The 18,871-nt window shown below is 76.4% G+C and carries 15 protein-coding genes; 4 read left to right on the forward strand and 11 right to left on the reverse strand.

All coding sequences use genetic code 11. From position 1 onward, the window contains the following. Positions 1–85: 85 nt before the first annotated feature. From ACZ7LB_RS04955 to pdhA, 3 genes are read right to left on the reverse strand one after another with little or no spacing between them, the layout of a single operon-like run. Positions 86–1,570: a dihydrolipoamide acetyltransferase family protein gene (locus tag ACZ7LB_RS04955; RefSeq protein ID WP_471465417.1), complete on the reverse strand. Its 1,485-nt coding sequence runs from the start codon at positions 1,568–1,570 to the stop codon at positions 86–88. Further along, positions 1,570–2,574, reverse strand: coding sequence for an alpha-ketoacid dehydrogenase subunit beta (locus tag ACZ7LB_RS04960; protein ID WP_471465418.1), 1,005 nt, complete (start codon positions 2,572–2,574; stop codon positions 1,570–1,572). The genes ACZ7LB_RS04955 and ACZ7LB_RS04960 overlap by 1 nt, the downstream gene beginning before the upstream one ends. Then, on the reverse strand, positions 2,571–3,719 hold the full coding sequence (gene pdhA / locus ACZ7LB_RS04965; protein WP_471465419.1) for a pyruvate dehydrogenase (acetyl-transferring) E1 component subunit alpha: 1,149 nt from the start codon (positions 3,717–3,719) through the stop codon (positions 2,571–2,573). Before pdhA ends, ACZ7LB_RS04960 begins: the two co-directional genes overlap by 4 nt. A 174-nt stretch (positions 3,720–3,893) precedes the next feature. Between pdhA and ACZ7LB_RS04970 the strand changes: the two genes are divergently transcribed. Further along, a complete protein-coding gene (locus ACZ7LB_RS04970) occupies positions 3,894–4,424 on the forward strand; it encodes an Lrp/AsnC family transcriptional regulator (RefSeq protein WP_471465420.1) in 531 nt (176 codons plus the stop codon). Positions 4,425–4,744: 320 nt separating this feature from the next. Here ACZ7LB_RS04970 and ACZ7LB_RS04975 read toward each other — a convergent pair whose 3' ends face one another. Both ACZ7LB_RS04975 and ACZ7LB_RS04980 read right to left on the reverse strand, forming a co-directional pair. Then, on the reverse strand, positions 4,745–5,335 hold the full coding sequence (locus tag ACZ7LB_RS04975) for a TetR/AcrR family transcriptional regulator (protein WP_471465421.1): 591 nt from the start codon (positions 5,333–5,335) through the stop codon (positions 4,745–4,747). Further along, entirely contained in the window at positions 5,332–6,849 is a 1,518-nt protein-coding gene (locus ACZ7LB_RS04980) for a 3-hydroxyacyl-CoA dehydrogenase (RefSeq protein ID WP_471465422.1), read from the reverse strand. Before ACZ7LB_RS04980 ends, ACZ7LB_RS04975 begins: the two co-directional genes overlap by 4 nt. A gap of 159 nt (positions 6,850–7,008) precedes the next feature. On the opposite strand from ACZ7LB_RS04980, the gene paaN reads away from it, so the two are divergent. Further along, on the forward strand, positions 7,009–8,700 hold the full coding sequence (gene paaN / locus ACZ7LB_RS04985) for a phenylacetic acid degradation protein PaaN (protein ID WP_471465423.1): 1,692 nt from the start codon (positions 7,009–7,011) through the stop codon (positions 8,698–8,700). 31 nt (positions 8,701–8,731) lie between these two features. Here paaN and ACZ7LB_RS04990 read toward each other — a convergent pair whose 3' ends face one another. The 6 genes from ACZ7LB_RS04990 to ACZ7LB_RS05015 form a co-directional block, all read right to left on the reverse strand. Beyond that, positions 8,732–9,607, reverse strand: coding sequence for a TrmH family RNA methyltransferase (locus ACZ7LB_RS04990; RefSeq protein WP_471465424.1), 876 nt, complete (start codon positions 9,605–9,607; stop codon positions 8,732–8,734). After that, positions 9,604–10,983 carry an HTTM domain-containing protein gene (locus ACZ7LB_RS04995; RefSeq protein WP_471465425.1) on the reverse strand — a complete coding sequence of 460 codons (1,380 nt, stop codon included), beginning with the start codon at positions 10,981–10,983 and terminating at the stop codon, positions 9,604–9,606. The genes ACZ7LB_RS04990 and ACZ7LB_RS04995 overlap by 4 nt, the downstream gene beginning before the upstream one ends. Beyond that, positions 10,980–12,167: a DUF5819 family protein gene (locus ACZ7LB_RS05000; protein WP_471465426.1), complete on the reverse strand. Its 1,188-nt coding sequence runs from the start codon at positions 12,165–12,167 to the stop codon at positions 10,980–10,982. The genes ACZ7LB_RS04995 and ACZ7LB_RS05000 overlap by 4 nt, the downstream gene beginning before the upstream one ends. 287 nt (positions 12,168–12,454) lie before the next feature. Next, positions 12,455–12,784, reverse strand: a complete 330-nt coding sequence (locus tag ACZ7LB_RS05005) for a rhodanese-like domain-containing protein (RefSeq protein WP_471465609.1) — start codon at positions 12,782–12,784, stop codon at positions 12,455–12,457. Between the two features lie 49 nt (positions 12,785–12,833). After that, on the reverse strand, positions 12,834–13,643 hold the full coding sequence (locus ACZ7LB_RS05010) for a hypothetical protein (RefSeq protein WP_471465427.1): 810 nt from the start codon (positions 13,641–13,643) through the stop codon (positions 12,834–12,836). A gap of 441 nt (positions 13,644–14,084) precedes the next feature. Continuing rightward, a complete protein-coding gene (locus tag ACZ7LB_RS05015; protein ID WP_471465428.1) occupies positions 14,085–15,569 on the reverse strand; it encodes a DUF2252 domain-containing protein in 1,485 nt (494 codons plus the stop codon). A gap of 347 nt (positions 15,570–15,916) precedes the next feature. Between ACZ7LB_RS05015 and ACZ7LB_RS05020 the strand changes: the two genes are divergently transcribed. Both ACZ7LB_RS05020 and ACZ7LB_RS05025 read left to right on the forward strand, forming a co-directional pair. Next, the gene (locus ACZ7LB_RS05020; protein WP_471465429.1) at positions 15,917–16,759 is read left to right on the forward strand and encodes a dioxygenase family protein; all 843 of its coding nucleotides are present in this window, start codon (positions 15,917–15,919) and stop codon (positions 16,757–16,759) included. Positions 16,760–17,431: 672 nt separating this feature from the next. After that, entirely contained in the window at positions 17,432–18,862 is a 1,431-nt protein-coding gene (locus ACZ7LB_RS05025) for an FAD-dependent oxidoreductase (RefSeq protein ID WP_471465430.1), read from the forward strand. Positions 18,863–18,871 lie beyond the last annotated feature (9 nt).

Raw genomic sequence — 18,871 nt, forward strand, 5'->3', positions numbered from 1 at the left:
CGGGGTCCCCGTGGGACTCGTACGCGGTCACCCCCCGAGTATGCGTGCCCCGTGGGGCCCGGGGAACGCAGGGGCACCCGCGTGATCACAGGGTGCGCAGAAGCACCGCCGGCTGCTCCACGCAATCCGCCACATAGCGGAGGAAACCCCCCGCCGTGCCGCCGTCGCACACCCGGTGGTCGAAGGTGAGCGAGAGCTGGACCACCTGCCGGACCGCCAACTCCCCTTCGTGCACCCAGGGTTTGGGGATGATGCGGCCGACTCCGAGCATGGCCGCCTCGGGGTGGTTGATGATCGGCGTGGAGCCGTCGACGCCGAACACCCCGTAGTTGTTGAGGGTGAAGGTGCCGCCGGTCAGGTCGGCGGGCGACAGCCGCCCGTCCCGCGCCGCCCCGGTCAGCCGGGCGAACTCCTCGGTGAGCCCCTCGGCGTCGCGCGTGTGGGCGTCCCGGACGACGGGCACGACCAGGCCCCGGTCGGTCTGGGCGGCGAAGCCCAGATGCACCCGGTCGAACCGGACCACCTCGCGGGCCCCGGTGTCGACGGTGGAGTTCAGCTCGGGGAAGCGGGCGAGCGCGGCGACGCAGATCCGGGCCAGCAGGGCGACCAGGGCGATCCTGGGGCCGTCCGCCGCGTTCATCGCGGTCCGCGCCCGCATCAGCTCGGTCGCGTCGGCGTCCACCCAGCAGGTCGCGTCCGGGATCTCCCGGCGGCTGCGGGAGAGCTTGTCGGCGACGGCGCCCCGGACGCCCCGGAGGGGGACGCGCACCCCGTCGGGCACCGCCCGCCCGTCGGCCCCGGCCGGCACCGGGGCCGGTGCGGGGGCCGCCGCGGCGGCCGGGCGGTGCGCCGCGGCGCGCAGGGCGTACTCGACGTCGGCCCGCAGGATCAGCCCGTCGGGACCGGAGCCGGACAGCTCGCGCAGATCCAGGCCGCTCTGCCGGGCCAGCCTCCGCACCAGCGGGGAGATCACCGGCACGGGGCCGTCCGGCACCGGGGCGGCGGCCCCGTCCGAGCCGTCGGTCCGCCCGGGCACGGCCCCCGGGGCACGGGCCCCGGCGGGCGCCGGGGCGGGAGCCGCGGCAACGGGGCGCACCCGGCGCCGCCGCGCGGGGGCCGCGGAGGTGCCGTAGCCGACCAGGACGTTGCCCGAGCCCTCGGCCCGCCGCTCCGCCCCGCCGCCCGCGCCCGCGTCCCGGTCCACGCCGCCGGCGCCGCCCGCGCCCGGCCCGCCGCCGGGCTCCGGGGCGCCGCCGGGCCGGGTGGCGGCGGCCCCGTCGGCACCGTCCGCGCCGGGAGTCGAAGGACCGCCCCCGTCCACGGGGCCGCCGACCGCCACCATCAGCAGCGGCGCCCCGACGGGCAGTTCGCCGCCCTCCTCGCCGAAGCGGGCGGTGACCACGCCGGCGTAGGGGCAGGGCACCTCGACCATCGCCTTGGCCGTCTCCACCTCCACGACGGGCTGGTCGACCTCGACCACGTCGCCGACCGCCACCATCCAGCGCACGATCTCCGCCTCGGTGAGCCCCTCACCGAGGTCGGGCAGCCTGAACTCCCGCACCTGTGCCATCAGCTCTCCGCCTCCCACTGCAGCCGCCCCACGGCGTCCAGGATCCGGTCCACGCCGGGCAGGTGGTGGCGCTCCAGCATCGGTGGCGGATACGGCACGTCGAACCCGGCGACCCGCAGGACGGGCGCCTCCAGCCTATGGAAGCAGCGCTCGGTGACCCTGGCCGCGATCTCCCCGCCCGGGCCCGCGAAGGCGCCGCCCTCGTGGACGACGACCGCGCGCCCGGTGCGCCGCACCGAGGCGCACACCGTCTCGTCGTCGAACGGCACCAGGGTGCGCAGGTCCACGACCTCCAGGTCCCAGCCCTCGGAGCGGGCCGCCTCGGCCGCCTCCAGGCAGACGGCCACCGAGGGCCCGTAGGTGAGCAGCGTGGCGCTGCGGCCGGGCCGCCGCACCACCGCGCGGCCGATCGGCTCGACCGGCGCCGGCTCCTCCGGGTCCCAGGCGTCCTTCGACCAGTACAGCCGCTTGGGCTCCAGGAAGACCACCGGGTCGTCGGAGGCGATGGAGGCGCGCAGCAGGCCGTAGGCGTCGGCCACGGTGGCGGGCGTGACGACATGGAGCCCCGGAGTCGCCATGTAGTACGCCTCGGAGGAGTCGCTGTGGTGCTCGACCCCGCCGATGCCGCCGCCGTAGGGGATGCGGATGGTCAGCGGGAGGCCCATCGCCCCGCGCGTGCGGTTGCGCGTCTTGGCGACATGGCTGACGAGCTGCTCGAACGCCGGATAGGCGAAGGCGTCGAACTGCATCTCCACCACCGGCCGCAGCCCGTACATGGCCATGCCGACGGCGGCGCCCAGGATGCCGGCCTCGGCCAGCGGGGTGTCCGTGCAGCGGTCGTCGCCGAACTCGGCGGCGAGCCCGTCGGTGATCCGGAAGACACCGCCGAGGGTGCCGACGTCCTCGCCCAGGACATGGACCCCGGGGTCGGCCGCCATGGCGTCGCGCAGCGCCCGGGTGAGGGCCTGCGCCATGGTGGCCGGCCGGGCCGCGACGGTGGTCATCGCTCTCCCCCCTCCGGCCCCGCCTCGGCGGCGGCCTCCAGCTCGGCGCGCAACCGGTCTCGCTGCTCGCGCAGTTGCGGGGTGGGCTCGGCGTAGACGTGGTCGAACAGGTCCATCGGATCGAGCACCGCGTCCTCGTTCATCCGGGCGCGCAGGTCGGCGGCCATCGCCTCGGCGTCCTCGCGGGCGGCCCGCACGCCCTCCTCGTCGAGCAGCCCGCGCCGGGTCAGCTCCCGCTCCAGCAGGTCGACCGGGTCGTGCCGCCGCCAGGTCTCCACCTCCGCGTCGCCCCGGTAGCGGGTGGCGTCGTCGGCGTTGGTGTGCGCCTCGACGCGGTAGGTGACGGCCTCCACCAGGGTGGGGCCGCCGCCCTCGCGCGCCTGCCGCACGGCCCCGGTGAGCACCTCGTGCACGGCGACGGCGTCGTTGCCGTCGACCAGGCGGCCGGGCATGCCGTAGCCGACGGCCTTGTGGGCCAGCGAGGGCGCCGCGGTCTGCTTGGCGAGCGGGACGGAGATCGCGAAGCCGTTGTTCTGCACGAGGAAGACCACCGGCGCCCGCCAGACGGCCGCGAAGTTCAGCGCCTCGTGGAAGTCGCCCTCGCTGGTGCCGCCGTCGCCGACCATGGCCAGCGCGACCACGTCGTCGCCCTTGAGGCGGGCCGCGTGGGCGAGGCCGACCGCGTGCGGCAACTGGGTGGCCAGCGGGGTGGACAGCGGGGCGACCCGGTGCTCGTAGGGGTCGTAGCCGGTGTGCCAGTCGCCGCGCAGCAGGGTGAGGGCCTCGACGGGGTCGACCCCGCGGGCCACCACGGCGAGCGTGTCCCGGTAGCTGGGGAAGAGCCAGTCCTGCTCCTCCAGGGCCAGCGCGGCGGCGATCTCGCAGGCCTCCTGCCCGGTGCTGGAGGGGTACACGGCGAGCCTGCCCTGCTTGGTCAGGGCGGTGGCCTGCGCGTTGTACCGCCGGCCGCGGACCAGGCGGGCGTACAGGGCGCGCAGGAGTGGGGGATCGGTCCGGTCGGCGGCACCGGTGCCGAGCACCCGGTACGGCTCGGCGTCCGGCAGCAGGGGCCCGGGGTCGGTACGCGGCTGCCAGGCGGGCGGCGGCGTGGGCCGGTACGCGCCCCGCTGCTCCATCACCGTCATGACGGCACCTCCTCGTGGGAGCGGCTGCGGGCTCGCCACGGGTGTGACGGGCCTCACCTACCGATTGTTCGGTCGTCGGCACATTTTGGCTACAGGCGGCCCCAGGCTGTGGACAAACGGTTCTCCACAGCCTGTGATGGGCGCAGTACGTCCACGGCGGGAAGGCGGGGGCACATGGAGTCTGAACAAATGGCCGACCGGCCGGAGGAGTCCGGCGCGTCTCCGCCGCGCCCGCAGGAGCCCGCCCGGCTGCCGCCCGCCCGCCCGCTGGACGCCATCGACCAGGACATCCTGCGCATGCTCCAGGCGGACGGCCGCGCCTCGATACGGTCGGTCGCCGAGCGGGTGCACGTCTCCCGCGCCAACGCCTACTCCCGGATCAACCGGCTCATCGAGGACGGCGTGATCCGCGGCTTCGGCGCCCGCGTCGACCACGAGCGGGCCGGCCAGGGCACCTCGGCGTACATCACCCTGAAGATCGTGCAGAACTCCTGGCGGACCGTGCGCGAGCAGCTCGGGCAGCTCCCAGGCGCCTCGCACATCGCGCTGCTGGGCGGCGACTTCGACGTCCTGCTGCTGGTGCACACCCCCGACAACCGCGCCCTGCGCGAACTGGTGCTGACCCGCATCCAGGCCATCCCGGAGGTGCTGAGCACCCGCACCCTGCTGGTGTTCGAGACGGAGGACCTGGAACCGAAGGGCTGACGGACGCGCCCCGCCACCGGCGGCGAGCCGGAGAGAGGCCCGGGGCCGGAGTGAGACCTGGCGACGGGGAGAGGCCCGGGGACGGAGAGAGGCCCGGGGACGGGAAGAGGCCCGGGGACGGGAAGAGGCCCGGGACGGCGCGCGGGCCCGGATGGCGGCGGGCTCCGCGCGGGAGCCGCACAGAGGTGCCCGGGGACCGTGCGGGCCCCCGGGGAACGGGAACGGCGCCGGCCACCCGGGCCGGGGCCCGGCGGGGAGGAACGGCGACGGCCGCCGGGGCGGGGCGCAGTCGGCGCCCACGGCCCGCTCAGGCCCTCCGCTCAGGCCCTCCCGCGCAGCCCTTCGAAGACCAGCCGGGCCACCGCGTCGGCCACCTCGCGCTCCCCCGCGCCCCGGGCGTCGGGCCGGTACCACTCCACCACCGAGTTGATCATCCCGAAGACCAGGCGCGTGGCGAGCCGCACCTCCACGTCGTCGCGCACCTCCCCGGCCGCCGCCGCTGCCCTGAGCAGCTCCGCGACCCGGTGGTCGAACTCCCGCCGCCGCTCCAGCGCCCACCGCTCGGTGTCGGTGTTGCCCCGCACCCGCAGCAGCAGCGTCACATGGGGCAGCTCGGATATGAGCACCTCCACCATGCGCCGCACCACGTACTCCAGCCGCCCGTCGGCGCTCCCCTCGCGCGCGGGCGCCTCGTCCAGGATGCCGAAGAGACCGTCCAGGGCCCGGCTCACGGCCCGGCGCAGCAGCTCCTCCTTGCCGGCCACATGGTGGTAGATCGACGACTTGGAGATGCCGGCCGCCCGGGAGAGGTGCTCCATGGAGGTGCCGTCGTAGCCGCGCTCGTTGAAGACCCGCACCGCGACGGAGAGCAGCGTCTCCGGGGTGTACGTGTCGCGTCTGGCGGTGGTCATGAGATTCCGCCGTCCCGCTTGCCGGAGGCGTGGGCGTGCCGGTAGTGGGCGAGCGAGGGCGCGCACCGGCCGCCGGGCTCGCGCTGGTGCAGGTCCTCCAGGAGCGAGTACGCCCAGTGCCGGCCCAGCCTGCGGCCCCACTCCAGCGGACCCAGCGGGTAGTTGACGCCCAGGCGCATCGCGGTGTCGATGTCCCCCTCGGTCGCCACGCCCTTGGCGAGCGCCTCGTGCGCCAGGTCCACGATCCGCGCGACCGTCCGGGCGACGATCATGCCGGGGGCGTCGCCGATGACGCTGACCTTCTTGCCGAGCGCCTGGAACAGGCCCGTCGCCTCGGCCAGGGTGCGCGGGGAGGTGTCCTGGGAGGCGGACAGGGCGATCCGGGTCGCCCTGCGGTAGTCCAGGGCGAGGTCGAAGTAGACGACGTCCTGGAACTCCACCGAGGTCTGGCCGTCCGCGAGAACCAGCTCCCCGCCGCCGGGCAGGGTCAGCCGCGTGCCCTCGTCCTCCGGCTCCTCGCGGACCTCGATGCCGGCCGCGCGGATCAGGGAGAGCAGCTCCCCGGCCGGGCCGAGGCCGCCCTCCGCGACCACGTACGCGGGCGGGGAGGCCGGGTCGGCGGTGTGCGGCTCGGGGCGCTCGGCGCCCTCCCCGTACTCGTACCAGCCCCGGCCGGTCTTGCGGCCGAGCCGGCCGGACTCCACCAGCCGCCGCTGCGCCAGCGACGGGGTGAAGCGCACGTCCCGGAAGAAGGACCGCCACACGGAGTGCGTGACCGACTCGTTGACGTCCTGGCCGATGAGGTCGGTCAGCTCGAAGGCGCCCATCCGGAACCCGCCCGACTCGCGCAGCACCGCGTCGATGGTGGCCGGGTCGGCCGCCTGGTCCTCGAAGAGCGCGAACGCCTCGGAGTAGAAGGGCCGGGCCAGGCGGTTGACGAGGAAGCCGGGGGTGTCCGCGCAGGCCACCGGCGTCTTGCCCCAGGCGCGGGCCGTCTCGTACGCGCGGGTGGCCGAGGCGACGTCGGTGACGGCGCCGGAGACCACCTCGACCAGCGGCATCAGCGGCGCCGGGTTGAAGAAGTGCAGGCCGACCAGGCGGCCGGGGTGCTCCAGCGCCCCGGCGACGGCGGTGACGGAGAGGGAGGAGGTGTTGGTGGCGAGCAGGCAGTCCGCGGGGACCACGCCCTCCAGCTCGCGGAAGAGCGCCTGCTTCACGTCCAGCCGCTCCAGGACCGCCTCGACGACCAGGGCGCAGTCGGCCAGCTCCGCGACGTCCCCGACCGGGCTCAGCCGCGCGCGGGCGGCGTCCCGGTCGGCGCCGGTCAGGCGCTCCTTCTCGACGAGCCGGTCGAGCCGGGCTCCGATCGCCGCGGCCGCTTCCCGGGCCCGCCCCGGAGCGGCGTCGTACAGCCGCACGGGGTGGCCCGCGACCAGCGCGACCTGGGCGATGCCCTGGCCCATGGTGCCGGCGCCGACGACGGCCACGGGGCTGCTGAGGTCCAGTGCTGTCATGTGCGCGATCCTCCCGCACGGGGTTGTCCACAGATGCGGCGGACCCCCTTGTCCCGACCGATCGTTCGGTTACTCTAGCTCTGTCCGCCCGGTCCCGCCCGGGTTCCCCCGGGTCACGGGCCCCACGGAAAGCATCGTCAGACGAGGAGTTGGTCCCGCATGGCCGCCGCACTCACCGCGCAGGAGCTGATCGCCCGGCACCGGCCCACCCTCGACCGGGCGCTGGAGACGATCCGGACGCGCGCCTACTGGTCGCCGCACCCCGAGCACCCCAAGGCCTACGGGGAGGACGGCACGCTCGACGTGGCCGCGGGCAGGGCCGCCTTCGACGCCCTGCTCGGCACCCGCCTCGACCTCGGCCAGCCCGGCACGGACGACTGGGTGGGCGGCGAGGTCTCCCCGTACGGCGTCGAGCTGGGCGTGACCTATCCGCACCCGGACCCGGACGTGCTGCTCCCCGCCATGAGGGCGGGCCAGCGGCGGTGGCGGGACGCGGGGCCCGAGTTGCGCGCCGCGGTCTGCCTGGAGATCCTCCGGCGGATCAGCGCCCGGACCATGGAGTTCGCCCAGGCCGTCATGCACACCTCCGGACAGGCCTTCATGATGGCCTTCCAGGCGGGCGGCCCGCACGCCCAGGACCGCGGCATGGAGGCCGTCGCCCACGCGTACGCGGAGCAGACCCGCACGCCCGACGCAGCCCGGTGGACCAAGCCGCAGGGCAAGCGCGACCCGCTCGCCCTGGACAAGCGGTTCACCCCCGTCCCCCGGGGCGTCGCCATGGTCGTCGGCTGCACCACCTTCCCCACCTGGAACGGCTACCCGGGCCTCTTCGCCTCCCTCGCCACCGGCAACGCGGTCCTGGTCAAGCCCCACCCTCGCGCCGTGCTGCCGCTGGCGCTCACCGTGCGGACGGCCCGGGAGGCGCTCGCCGACGCGGGCTTCGATCCCAACCTCGTCGCGCTGGCCGCCGAGCGCCCCGGCGAGGGCATCGCCAAGGAACTGGCGACCCGCCCGGAGATCCGGATCATCGACTACACGGGCTCCACCGGGTTCGGCGACTGGCTGGAGGCCAACGCCCGCCAGGCCCAGGTGTACACGGAGAAGGCCGGGGTCAACGCGGTGCTGGTGGACTCCACCGGCGACTACCGGGGCATGCTGTCCAACCTCGCGTTCTCCCTGTCCCTGTACAGCGGCCAGATGTGCACCACCCCGCAGAACCTGCTGATCCCCCGCGAGGGCATCGCCACCGACCAGGGCCACAAGTCCTTCGACGAGGTCACCGCCGACCTGGCCGCCGCGGTCAGCGCGCTGCTCGGTGACGACGCCCGGGCCAACGCCCTGCTCGGCGCCCTGGTCAACCCGGACGTCAGGGCCCGTCTGGAGGCCGCCCACGACCTGGGCGAGGTCGCCCTGCCCTCCCGCGAGGTGGCCCACCCCGAGTTCCCGGACGCGGTCGTGCGCACCCCGGTGATCGTCAAGCTGGACGCCGCCAAGCCCGACGACGCCGCCGCCTTCTCGCGCGAGTGCTTCGGCCCGGTCGCCTTCGCCGTCGCCGTCGACTCCACCGCCCACGCCCTGGAGGTGCTCGGGCGCGGCATCCGCGAGCAGGGCGCGATGACGGTCGGCGCCTACACCACGGACGCGGAGGTCGAGGCGGCCGTCCAGGAGGTCTGCCTGGAGGAGGCCGCCCAGCTCTCCCTCAACCTCACCGGCGGGGTGTACGTCAACCAGACGGCCGCCTTCTCCGACCTCCACGGCTCCGGCGGCAACCCGGCGGCCAACGCGGCCCTGTGCGACGCGGCCTTCGTCGCCAACCGCTTCCGGGTGATGGAGGTCCGCCGGGAATCCTGAGCCGGGGCGGCCGGGTGGACGCCCGGGGCGGTCAGGAGGCGGCGGGCCCACCGCCGGGGCCGCCCGGTCCACCCGGGGCGGCCGGGCCGCCGGAGTCCACGGTGCCGCCGGGGCCGCCCGGGTCGCCGGGACCGCCGGAGGCCGCGCCCCCGGTCGCGCTCCAGTGGTACAGCGCCATGGCCACGCTGGTCGCCAGGTTGTAGCTGGAGACCTGGGGGCGCATCGGCAGCGCCACCAGACGGTCGGCCCGCGCGCGCAGCTCCGGCGAGAGCCCGCTGCGCTCGGAGCCGAAGGCGAGCAGCGCGTCGTCCGGCAGCCTCGTCCCCCGGATGTCCTCGCCCTCCGGATCGAGGGCGAACACCGGGCCCGGCGGCAGCTCGGCCACGCTCAGCCGCTCCACGGCGGTCGCGAAGTGCAGGCCCGCCCCGCCGCGCACCACGGTGGGGTGCCAGGGATCGAGCGGGCCCGTGGTGATCACCCCCGTCGCCCCGAAACCGGCGGCCAGCCGCACCACCGCCCCGGCGTTGCCGAGGTTGCGCGGCTGGTCGAGGACGACGACGGGCGCGGTGCGGGGCAGCCGCGAGAGCGCCCGCAGCCGGTCCTCCCGCGCCGGGCGCACCGCCAGCGCGGCCACGGCGGTGGGGTGCGGACGCGGCACCAGCGAGGCGTACTCCGCGGCGGACACCGGCGTCAGCAGCGCCGCCAGGGCGTCCCGTACGTCGGGGGCCAGCTTGGCGGCGAGTTCCAGGGCGCCCGCGCGGTCGGCGGCGACCGCCACCGGCACCTCGGCGCCGAACCGCAGCGCGTGCTTGACGGCGTGGAAGCCGTCCAGCAGCACCGCCGTCCCGGCGTGCGCGCGCCAGCGGGCCAGGGCATCGGACGGGCTGTCGGCTCCGGCGTCGGTCATGCGGGGAAGCCTACGCGGGGCGGCCCGCCGTCCTCCTCGGCCCGGCCCCGGGGCGCGGGCACCGCCGGGCGCCCGCCGGTCCCGTCCGGGCGCCCGCCCGTTCCGTCCCGTTCCCCGCCGGTCCCGTCCGGGTGTCCGGGCGGGGCCTGCTCCGGGGCGCCGTGCCCGCCGGGGTGCCGGGACGGACCGCCGTCCCCGCCCGGATCCCCGTCCCGGGCCCGGGGGCCGCGCCGCCCGGCGACCCGGTCCCGGGCGCGGGCCGCCCACGCGCCCAGGCGGCGCAGGAAGGAGGTCGGCAGGAAGACGGCGTCGGCGGCGATCATCGCCAGCGAGAAGAAGGGCAGCCCCAGCATCACGGCGATCGCCGCGTGCTCGGCGATCATCGCGGCCAGCAGCACGTTCTTGAGCCGCCGGTTGAACAGCGTGAACGGGAAGGCGACCTGGACCGCGACCGTTCCGTAGGTCATCAGCATGACCATGGTGCCGCTGGCCGCCAGGACCTCGGAGAGCGCGGGCCAGGGGGAGAAGTACTGGAGGTGCAGCGGATAGTGGACGGCGGTGCCGTCCTGCCAGCGCGAGCCCTGGATCTTGTACCAGCCGGCCGTCGCGTAGACCAGGCACGCCTCCGCCATGATCACCACGAGACCGGCGTTGTGCAGGATGTTCGCGAGGACGTCGAGAAGGGCCCGCGCCCCGCCGTCGCGCGCCCAGTGGGCCGCCCACCACCACAGGGCGGTGCCGAGCCACACGGCCCAGAGCAGCGCCGGGATCACCGGGTCGCCGTCCACGCCGCCGAGCAGGGTCGCCGCGACCAGCACCGCGCCGAGCACGCCCCACAGCGCGGGCCCGGTCCGGTCCACCGGCCACTCGCCCCGCGCGCGGGCCGCCGCCTCCCGCCGCTCCCGGCGCGCGTCCAGCGACCACACCCGGCCGCAGCGGGTGAGGACCAGGTAGACGCTCATCAGGTGCAGGACGTTGTCGCCGCCGTCCCCCATGAAGATGCTGCGGTTCTGCAGCGACAGCACGCCCACCATGAAGAGGACGGACAGGGTGCGGGTGCGCCACCCCAGCAGCAGTCCCACCGAGGTGAGGACGGACAGCGCGTAGACGGCCTCGAACCAGAACCGCCCGTCCGACCACATCAGCACCGTGAAGGCGCCGTTCTCCGCGATCAGCCGCTGGGCCAGCTCGTGGCTCCAGGGTCCGTCGGGTCCGTACAGCTCGTGCCGGTGGGGGATCTCCCGCAGCAGGAAGAGCAGCCAGGTGAGGCCGAAGCCGATGCGGATCACGGCGCTCTGGTAGGGGCCGAGCGCGGCCCCGGTGACCCGGGCGAGGGCGTGCCGGACGGGAGGGAGCGGGCGGACGGGGAGGTTCATCCGGTGACGCCCCCCTCCGCCTCGCCCACCGGCACCGGCCACCAGGGCAGTTGCCGGAGGAGGGGCTGGTCCGAGACCTTCTCGCCGCTCCAGGCGGGCGGCGGCACGGCGGTGGTGCGGGACCGGAACTGGATCCGGGTGAGGGCGCCGCCGGGTCCCGCCGCGTTCTCGCGCCCCAGCCGCAGCACGGCGATGCGGCGCAGATAGCCCTCGGAGAGGGTGCCCCGCGGCCCGGTCGGGCGTTCGCCGGAGTCATGGGTGGCGACGAAGAAGTCCCAGGCGCGGCGGAGTTCGTTCTGCTGGGTGTGGCTGGGCAGCGGGTTGCCCCTGATGGCCGCGCCGTCCTGGGCGGACAGGTCGTACCACCCGGTGGTCCGGACGCCGCCGTCGGCGGTCTCCACCTCGGCGCGGACCTGGACGGAGATGTTCTGCTGGAGCGGATTGGGCGCGAAGAGCTGCCAGTTCTGCTCGAACTCCGGGTAGATCCACTCGCCGACCAGCGAACCGTGCTGCTTGCTCAGCGTGTTGGCGGGGGCGACGTGCAGGAAGACCAGCCCGAGATGGACGCAGACGCCGACCACGACGGCCACGAGCGCGACGAGGGCCACGGCGCGCTGGACCGGGGAAAGCCCGGCGAGACCGGGGCCGTGGTCGAGACCGGGGACGGAGGGGAGTCCGTGATCGGGACCGGGGCCGCGATCGGAGCCGGGTACTGGGCCGGGACCGGGTGCGAGGGCGGAACCGGGGCCGGAGACCGGATCGGCGTCGGCGTCGGCCCGGAGCGGCCCACCGGTACGGGCACCGCCGTCGGCGGCCTCCCCGCCGGTGGTGGCGGACGGGACGCCGGCGTACTCCGCCCCGGCGGGCGTGGGACCGGACGCGTGAGCGGGACCGGGTGCGAGGGCGGAACCGGACCCGGAGGCCGGATCGGCGTCGGCGTCGGCGTCGGCCCGGAGCGGCCCACCGGTACGGGCACCGCCGTCGGCGGCAGCCTCCCCGCCGGTGGGCTCCGCTTCGGCGGACGCGGGGCCGGGCCGCCCGCCCGTGGACGCGGAGTCGGCGGGCTCCCCGGCCGCCCCGGGACCGGCGGTCACGGCCTCGGCGCGCGCGGCGTCGGGGGACGCGGCGCCGGGGGTCCCGTGCCGTTCCTCCCGGGTGACCGGGCCCGTGTCCTGCGCGTCCAATTCCGCCCCGTTCCAGGCCGTGCGTTCCCCGCCCCGGCTCGCCGCGGCGCTCGAACGGGAACGGTACTCAGGACCGGCCCCCCGCACAGCCCCCGGCGAACAGCCGGGGGCGGCCGTCATCACATCGTCACCACGCGGCCGGGCCCGGGGCGCGGCGCCCGGAGGGCCCGGAAGCGCGCCCCGCGAGGGCGCACCGCTCGACGGCGCACCCCTCGAAAGGAAGTGCCCGGCCACCGGACGTGCCCGGCCGCCGGAGACGGCGGCGGGTCACCGGGGACAGCGGCGGGTCACAGCACCAGACCCGGCTGCCCCCGCTCGTCCACCACCGGGCGCCCGGCGGCGGCCCACACCTGCATGCCGCCGTCGACGTTCACCGCGTCGATGCCCTGCCGGCCCAGGTACACGGTGACCTGGGCCGAGCGCCCGCCGGAGCGGCAGATCACATGGACCCGGCCGTCCCGCGGAGCGGCATCGGTCAGCTCGCCGTACCGGGCCACGAAGTCGCTCAGGGGGATGTGCAGCGCCCCGGCGGCGTGGCCCGCCCGCCATTCGTCGTCCTCGCGGACGTCCAGCAGGAAGTCGTCGTCCTTGAGGTCCGTGACCTCGATCGTGGGCACTCCGGCTCCGAAATTCATGTCCCCGACGCTACCGGAGCCACCGGGCCGCTCAGTCCTGTTCCAGGAGCCCCGCCAGCTCCGCCTCGCGCTCGCGCACCTGGGCGGCCAGCTGCTCGCCGATCTCCTCCAGCAGCCGGTCCGGGTCGTCCGGGGCCAGCCGCAGCATCGCGCCGATCGCGCTGTCCTCCAGCTCCTTGGCCAGCAGCGTCAGCATCTCCTTGCGCCGGTCCAGCCATTCGAGGCGGACGTACAGCTCCTCGGCGGGGCCGGACCGCCGCTCGGGGGCCGGTCCGGCGGCCCACTCCTCGGCCAGTTCCCTCAGCTCGGCCTCGTCGCCGCGGGCGTAGGCGGCGTTGACGCGGGTGATGAACTCCTCGCGGCGGGCCCGCTCGTCCTCCTCCTGCGCCAGGTCGGGGTGGGCCTTGCGGGCCAGCTCGCGGTAGAGGCGGCGGGCCTCTTCCCCGGGCCGCACTCGCTGCGGGGACCGCACCTCGCGGCCGGTGAGCATCGAGGCGGCCTCGGGGAACAGCCCGTCGCCGTCCATCCAGCCGTGCAGCAGCTCCTCGACCCCCGGGATCGGCATCAGCCGGGCGCGCGCCTCGTCGGCCAGCCGCCGGTCCTCGGCGTCGCCGGTGCGGGCGGCCCGCGCCTCCAGGATGTGCGCCTCCAGCTCCTCCAGGCGCGTGTACACCGGGCCGAGCCGCTGTTCGTGCAGGCGCGAGAAGTTCTCGACCTCCACCCGGAAGGTCTCCACCGCGATCTCGTACTCGATGAGTGCCTGCTCGGCGGCCCGTACGGCACGCTCCAGCCGCTCCTCGGGACGCGCCGCGCCGCCCTGCTCAGCTTCGGGGGTCGTCACCCGACCAGCGTAGGGCACGCGCCGCACGCCCACGCCCCGTGACGGAGGCGGTCCTTCCGCCCACCGAACCGCCGCGCCGGGCCCCCACCGCCCGGCGCCCGCCGGAACGGCGCCGGCAGCGGCACAGGGCCGGCCCCCGGGCCACCGCGGAACCCGCGCCTCCGGGCGCGGTACGCCGGGTCGCCGGACCGCCGGGCCACCGTGCGCGAGACGACGGGGCACCGGACCGCCGGGTCACCGTGCGCGGGGCGGCGGAGCGGCCGGCCACCGGGGCACCGGGCGCGAAACGGCAGGGCACCGGGCCACCCGGCGCACCGGACGGCGCCGCTCCGATCCCGGGTCACCGCCCGGGCGCCACCCGGCACCGCGGCACCCGGGCCACCGGGCCCGCCCGCCATCACCCCGCGGGCCCGCCTTCGCCGCCCCGCGGGCCCCGCCCCGTCACACCCCGGACTCCGCCGCCACCCTCCCCGACCGCACCGCCGCGACCAGATCCGCGTGGTCGGCCTCCGTGCGGTCGGCGTAGGCCACGGCGAAGGCGGCCACCGCCTCGTCCAGTTCCTCGTTCTTGCCGCAGTACCCGGCGACCAGCCGGGGGTCCGCGCTGTGCGCGTGGGCGCGGGCCAGCAGGGCGCCCGTCATCCGGCCGTAGTCGTCCAGCTGCCCGGCGGCCAGCGCGGCCGGGTCGACGCTGCCCTTGCGGTTGCGGAACTGCCGCACCTGGAACGGCAGTCCCGCCACCGTGGTCCAGCCCAGCAGCATGTCGCTGACGACCTGCATCCGCTTCTGCCCCAGCACCACCCGGCGCCCCTCGTGCCCGGCGGCGGGCACGTCGAACCCGGCGGCGGGCAGGTGCGGCAGCAGCGCCGACGGCCGGGCCTCCTTCACCTGGAGCACCAGCGGCTCCCCCCGGTGGTCCAGCAGCAGCACGACGTAGGAGCGCGTGCCCACGCTGCCCGTGCCGACGACCCGGAAGGCCACGTCGTGCACCGCGTGGCGGGCCAGCAGCGGCAGCCGGTCCTCGGACAGCGTCGCGAGATACGGCTCCAGGGCCGCGGCCACCGCGGTCGCCTCGCCCTCCGGCACCCGGCGCAGCACCGGCGGGGCGTCCACGAACCGCCGGCCGCCGTCCCCGGTGGCCTCGGTCGACCGGGCGGCGAAGCGCCCGCTGGTGTTGGCCCGGGCCTTCACGGAGACCCGCTCCAGGGTGCCGAGCAGATCGTGGGCGTCGGCGTGGGAGACGAGTTCCTCGTCGGCGATGGCGTTCCAGGCGTCCAGCGCGGGCAGCCCGGCCAGCAGCCGCATGGTGCGCCGGTAGGCGCCCGCCGTGTCCCGGGCGGCCGCGCGGCACTCCTCCTCGCCCGCGCCGTTCTCGCGGCCCGCGAGCACCAGCGAGGTGGCCAGCCGCTTGAGGTCCCACTCCCAGGGGCCGCGCACCGTCTCGTCGAAGTCGTTCAGGTCGATGACCAGACCGCCGCGCGCGTCCGCGTAGAGACCGAAGTTGGCCGCGTGCGCGTCGCCGCAGATCTGGGCGGCGACCCCGGTCACCGGGGTGCGCGCCAGGTCGTACGCCATGAGCCCGGCCGCGCCGCGCAGGAAGGCGAAGGGAGTGGCCGCCATCCGGCCCACCCGCAGCGGGACCAGCCCGGGCAGCCGCCCCCGGTTGGACTCCTCCACGGACCCGACGGCACCGGGACGGGCCGCGTCCGCGTCGAACACGGCGTGCGCCGAGCGCGGCACCCGGGAGCGCAGCGCCCGGCCCGCGGCCTTGGGCGACCCGGTCGCGGGCCACGCCGCGAACCCCGGCACCCTCGGCAGCGTCCGCGCCCCCGGCGCCGCCCCGCCGTCCGGCCGCGCGTCCTCCCCCGGGCCCGCCCCGGACCCGTCCCGGCCCGCCGTCCCCGCCACCGTCGTCGCCCCGCCCATCGCGGCCTCCCCATGCCGTGCGGCGCCGGTCAGGTCCGCCGGCGCCGGCGCGTCCCGACGGTACCGCCGGGAGGGGTCACCGGTACACGCGCGGGCGCCCCTTCCGAGGGCCCGCCGGGGCGCGCATAACGCGGGGCAGGGGGCGAAACAGGGGGTCCCCGGCCGCCACCGGCCGCCACTACGGTGACGACCGATCACGACGGGGGCACGTCCGCCGAGCACCGACCACTGCCTGCCCCGCAGCGGCGGACGCGCCCCCTGTCTGTTCCACACGCTCCGCACTTCGTGACGCACCGTCCCGCCCAGCTTCCCCAGGGACCAATCACCGAGGAGACCGAGGAACCACCATGACCCCCACAACTCCCTCCCCCGACGCGCCCAACGGCATCAGCCGCAAGACTCTGCTCCGCGCGGCCGTGGCCGCCGGCGCCGCGGTCCCGCTGCTCGCCACCGGCGGCATAGCCCTCGCCCGGGACGCCGTCCGCTCCGGCGACGGCCGCACGCTCACCCCCACGCCCTACTGCGGCACCGGCGGCGGCCTCACCCGCGAGCAGATGGAGGGGCCGTACTTCAAGCCCAACTCCCCGCTGCGCGACAACCTGACCAGCGCGGGCAAGCCCGGCACGCCGCTCACCATCAGCGGCTTCGTCTTCGGCCGCAACTGCGTGCCGCTCGCCAACGTGCTGCTGGACTTCTGGCAGGCGGACAACGGCGGCAACTACGACAACGTCGGCTTCACCTTCCGCGGCCACCAGTTCACCGACGCCAACGGCGCCTACAAGCTGACGACCATCGTGCCCGGCCTGTACCCCGGCCGCACCCGGCACATGCACGTCAAGCTCCAGGCTCCCGGCCAGCGGATCCTCACCACCCAGACGTACTTCCCGGGTGAGCCCCGCAACAGCACGGACACCATCTACGACCCCGCGCTCCTGATGAACGTCCGCACGGTCGGCAGCGGCAAGGAAGCCACCTTCGACTTCGTGCTGAACGTGGACGGCAAGCCGGGCGGCGGCAGCACCACCCCGACGCCCACCGACCCGCCGAGCGGCACCTGGAAGGTCGGCACCGCCTACACCGCGGGCAACTCGGTCACGTACAACGGCTCGTCGTACGTCTGCCTCCAGGCCCACACCGCGATCACCGGCTGGGAGCCGCCGAACGTCCCGGCCCTGTGGCGCCAGGCGTAACCACGCGCCCCGCGCCCCGCCGAGCCGCCCCGCGGCCCGGCCGGTGGTGACCGGAACCCACGAAACGCCCGGCCGGAGCCTCCGGCCGGGCGTTTCGCGCGCCACGGCCCCGGAACGCCCGGCCCGGCGGGCCCGGCACCCTCGGCGCCCCCTCTCGGCGCCCTCGCCCCCGCCCGGGCCCGCTCCGCCCCGCCCGCCGGGGCGCCGACCGCCGCCGTCCCCCGCCGCCGCGCATGTGCGCGCCGGGCCCACGGCCCCGGTCCCGTTCCACCGGCGCGCGGGCGGCCCGGACGCCTGCCTTCCACGCTCCGCGCGCCCCCGCACGGGTCACACGAGCCCCGTACCGGAACTCCCCGCCCCGCCCCCCACTTCCCGCCCCGCACCGCCGCTTTCCCGCCCCGCACCACCGCTTCCCGGCGCGCTCCGGCGCCTCCTCGCGCGCTCCGGCAACAGCCGCCGCCCGCAGGGCCGTCCACGTGACGAAAATCCCACTCGCCCACGCGGGCATCGTTCATGATGGAGCGTCAGCTCCACCCGTACCGGTACCCGAGCCCGGAACCGAGCCCCGAGCCCCGAGCCCCGAGCGCCAAACGCCAAGCGCCAAGCGCCAAGCGCCGAACGCCGAGGCCCCTGCCAGCGAACCGCCCCGCCCCCGAAGGGAAGCAGCCCGTCATGACCGAGGCACCGCGCGGCGGTCCCGCCAGGGTGGTCGTCATCGGCGGCAGCATGGCGGGGATGCTGGCCGCGGCGGCCGTGAGGGACCACACCGACCGCGTGGAGATCGTCGAGGCGCACGAGCTGCCCGACGGCCCCGGCCCCCGTACCGGTGTCCCCCAGGCCGTCCACATCCACATGCTCCAGACCGGCGGGGCCGAGGCGGTCGAGGCGCTGCTGCCGGGGAGCGTCGGCCGTCTGATCGCCGCGGGCGCCCACCGCATACCGGTGACCACCGGCATGGTCATCCACTCCCCCGAGGGCTGGTACCGCCGCTGGCGGCGCGCCACCCACTACCTGATCAGCGCCAGCCGCGACCTGACCGACCTCGTCGTGCGACGGCAGGTGCTGGAGGACCCCCGGGTCGGTGTGCGGACGCGCACCCGCGCCGTCGGGCTGCTCGGCGACCGGCGCGCCGTGACCGGGATACGGGTCCGCGCCGCCGACGGCACCGAGGAGGAACTCCGCGCCGACCTGGTCGTCGACGCCTCCGGCCGGTCCTCCCGCACCCCCCGGTGGCTCACCGGCCTGGGCGTCACCGGGCTCACCCGGGACGAGATCGACTCCGGCCTGGTGTACGCCAGCCGGATCTACCGCGCCCCCGGCCCCCTCCGCGACTGGCCCATGATCGGCGTGCAGGCCGACCCGCGCCGGCCCGGCCCGGGCGGCTCGGGCGGCATGCTCCCGATCGAGGGCGACCGCTGGCACGTCAGCCTGATGGGCCCCCCGGGCGCGCACCCCACCCGCGACCCGGCGGGCTTCGAGCCCTTCGCCCGCTCGCTGCGCCACCCCCTCCTGGCCGATCTGCTGGCGCACGCCGAGCCGCTCACCGGTGTCAGCCTCACCCGCGGCACCGCCAACCGGCGCCACCACTACGAGCGGCTCGCCCACTGGCCCGACGGCCTGGTCGTGCTCGGCGACGCGGCGGCCGCCTTCAACCCGGTCTACGGGCACGGGCTCACCGTGGCCGCCCAGAGCGCCCTGGCCCTGCGCGAGCTGCTCGCCCGGGACGGCGCCGCCGGACGGCGCGCGGGACGGGCCCCGGGCTTCGCCCGCCGGGCCCAGCGCGCCGTGGCCCGCCCCGTGGGCTCCGCGTGGGCCCTGGCCACCGGGCAGGACATCCACTTCCCCACCACGACGGGCCGGAGCCCGACCGCCGCCGACCGCCTCCTGCTCCGCGGCGTCAGCCGGCTCTCCCGCACGGCGGCGGGCTCCTTCCGCGCCGCCACCGCCCTGACCGACGTCCTCTCCCTCCAGGCGCCGCCGGTCTCGCTGGCCCGGCCCGGCGTGCTGCTGGCGGCCCTGCTGGGCCCCCTGCGGCCCCCGCTGGAGCACCCGCCGCTCACCCGGGCCGAACGCGCCCTGCTGAACCCCCCGGACCGGCCCTGAGACCTTCCT

This window comes from Streptomyces sp. NPDC107521, from assembly GCF_055598485.1.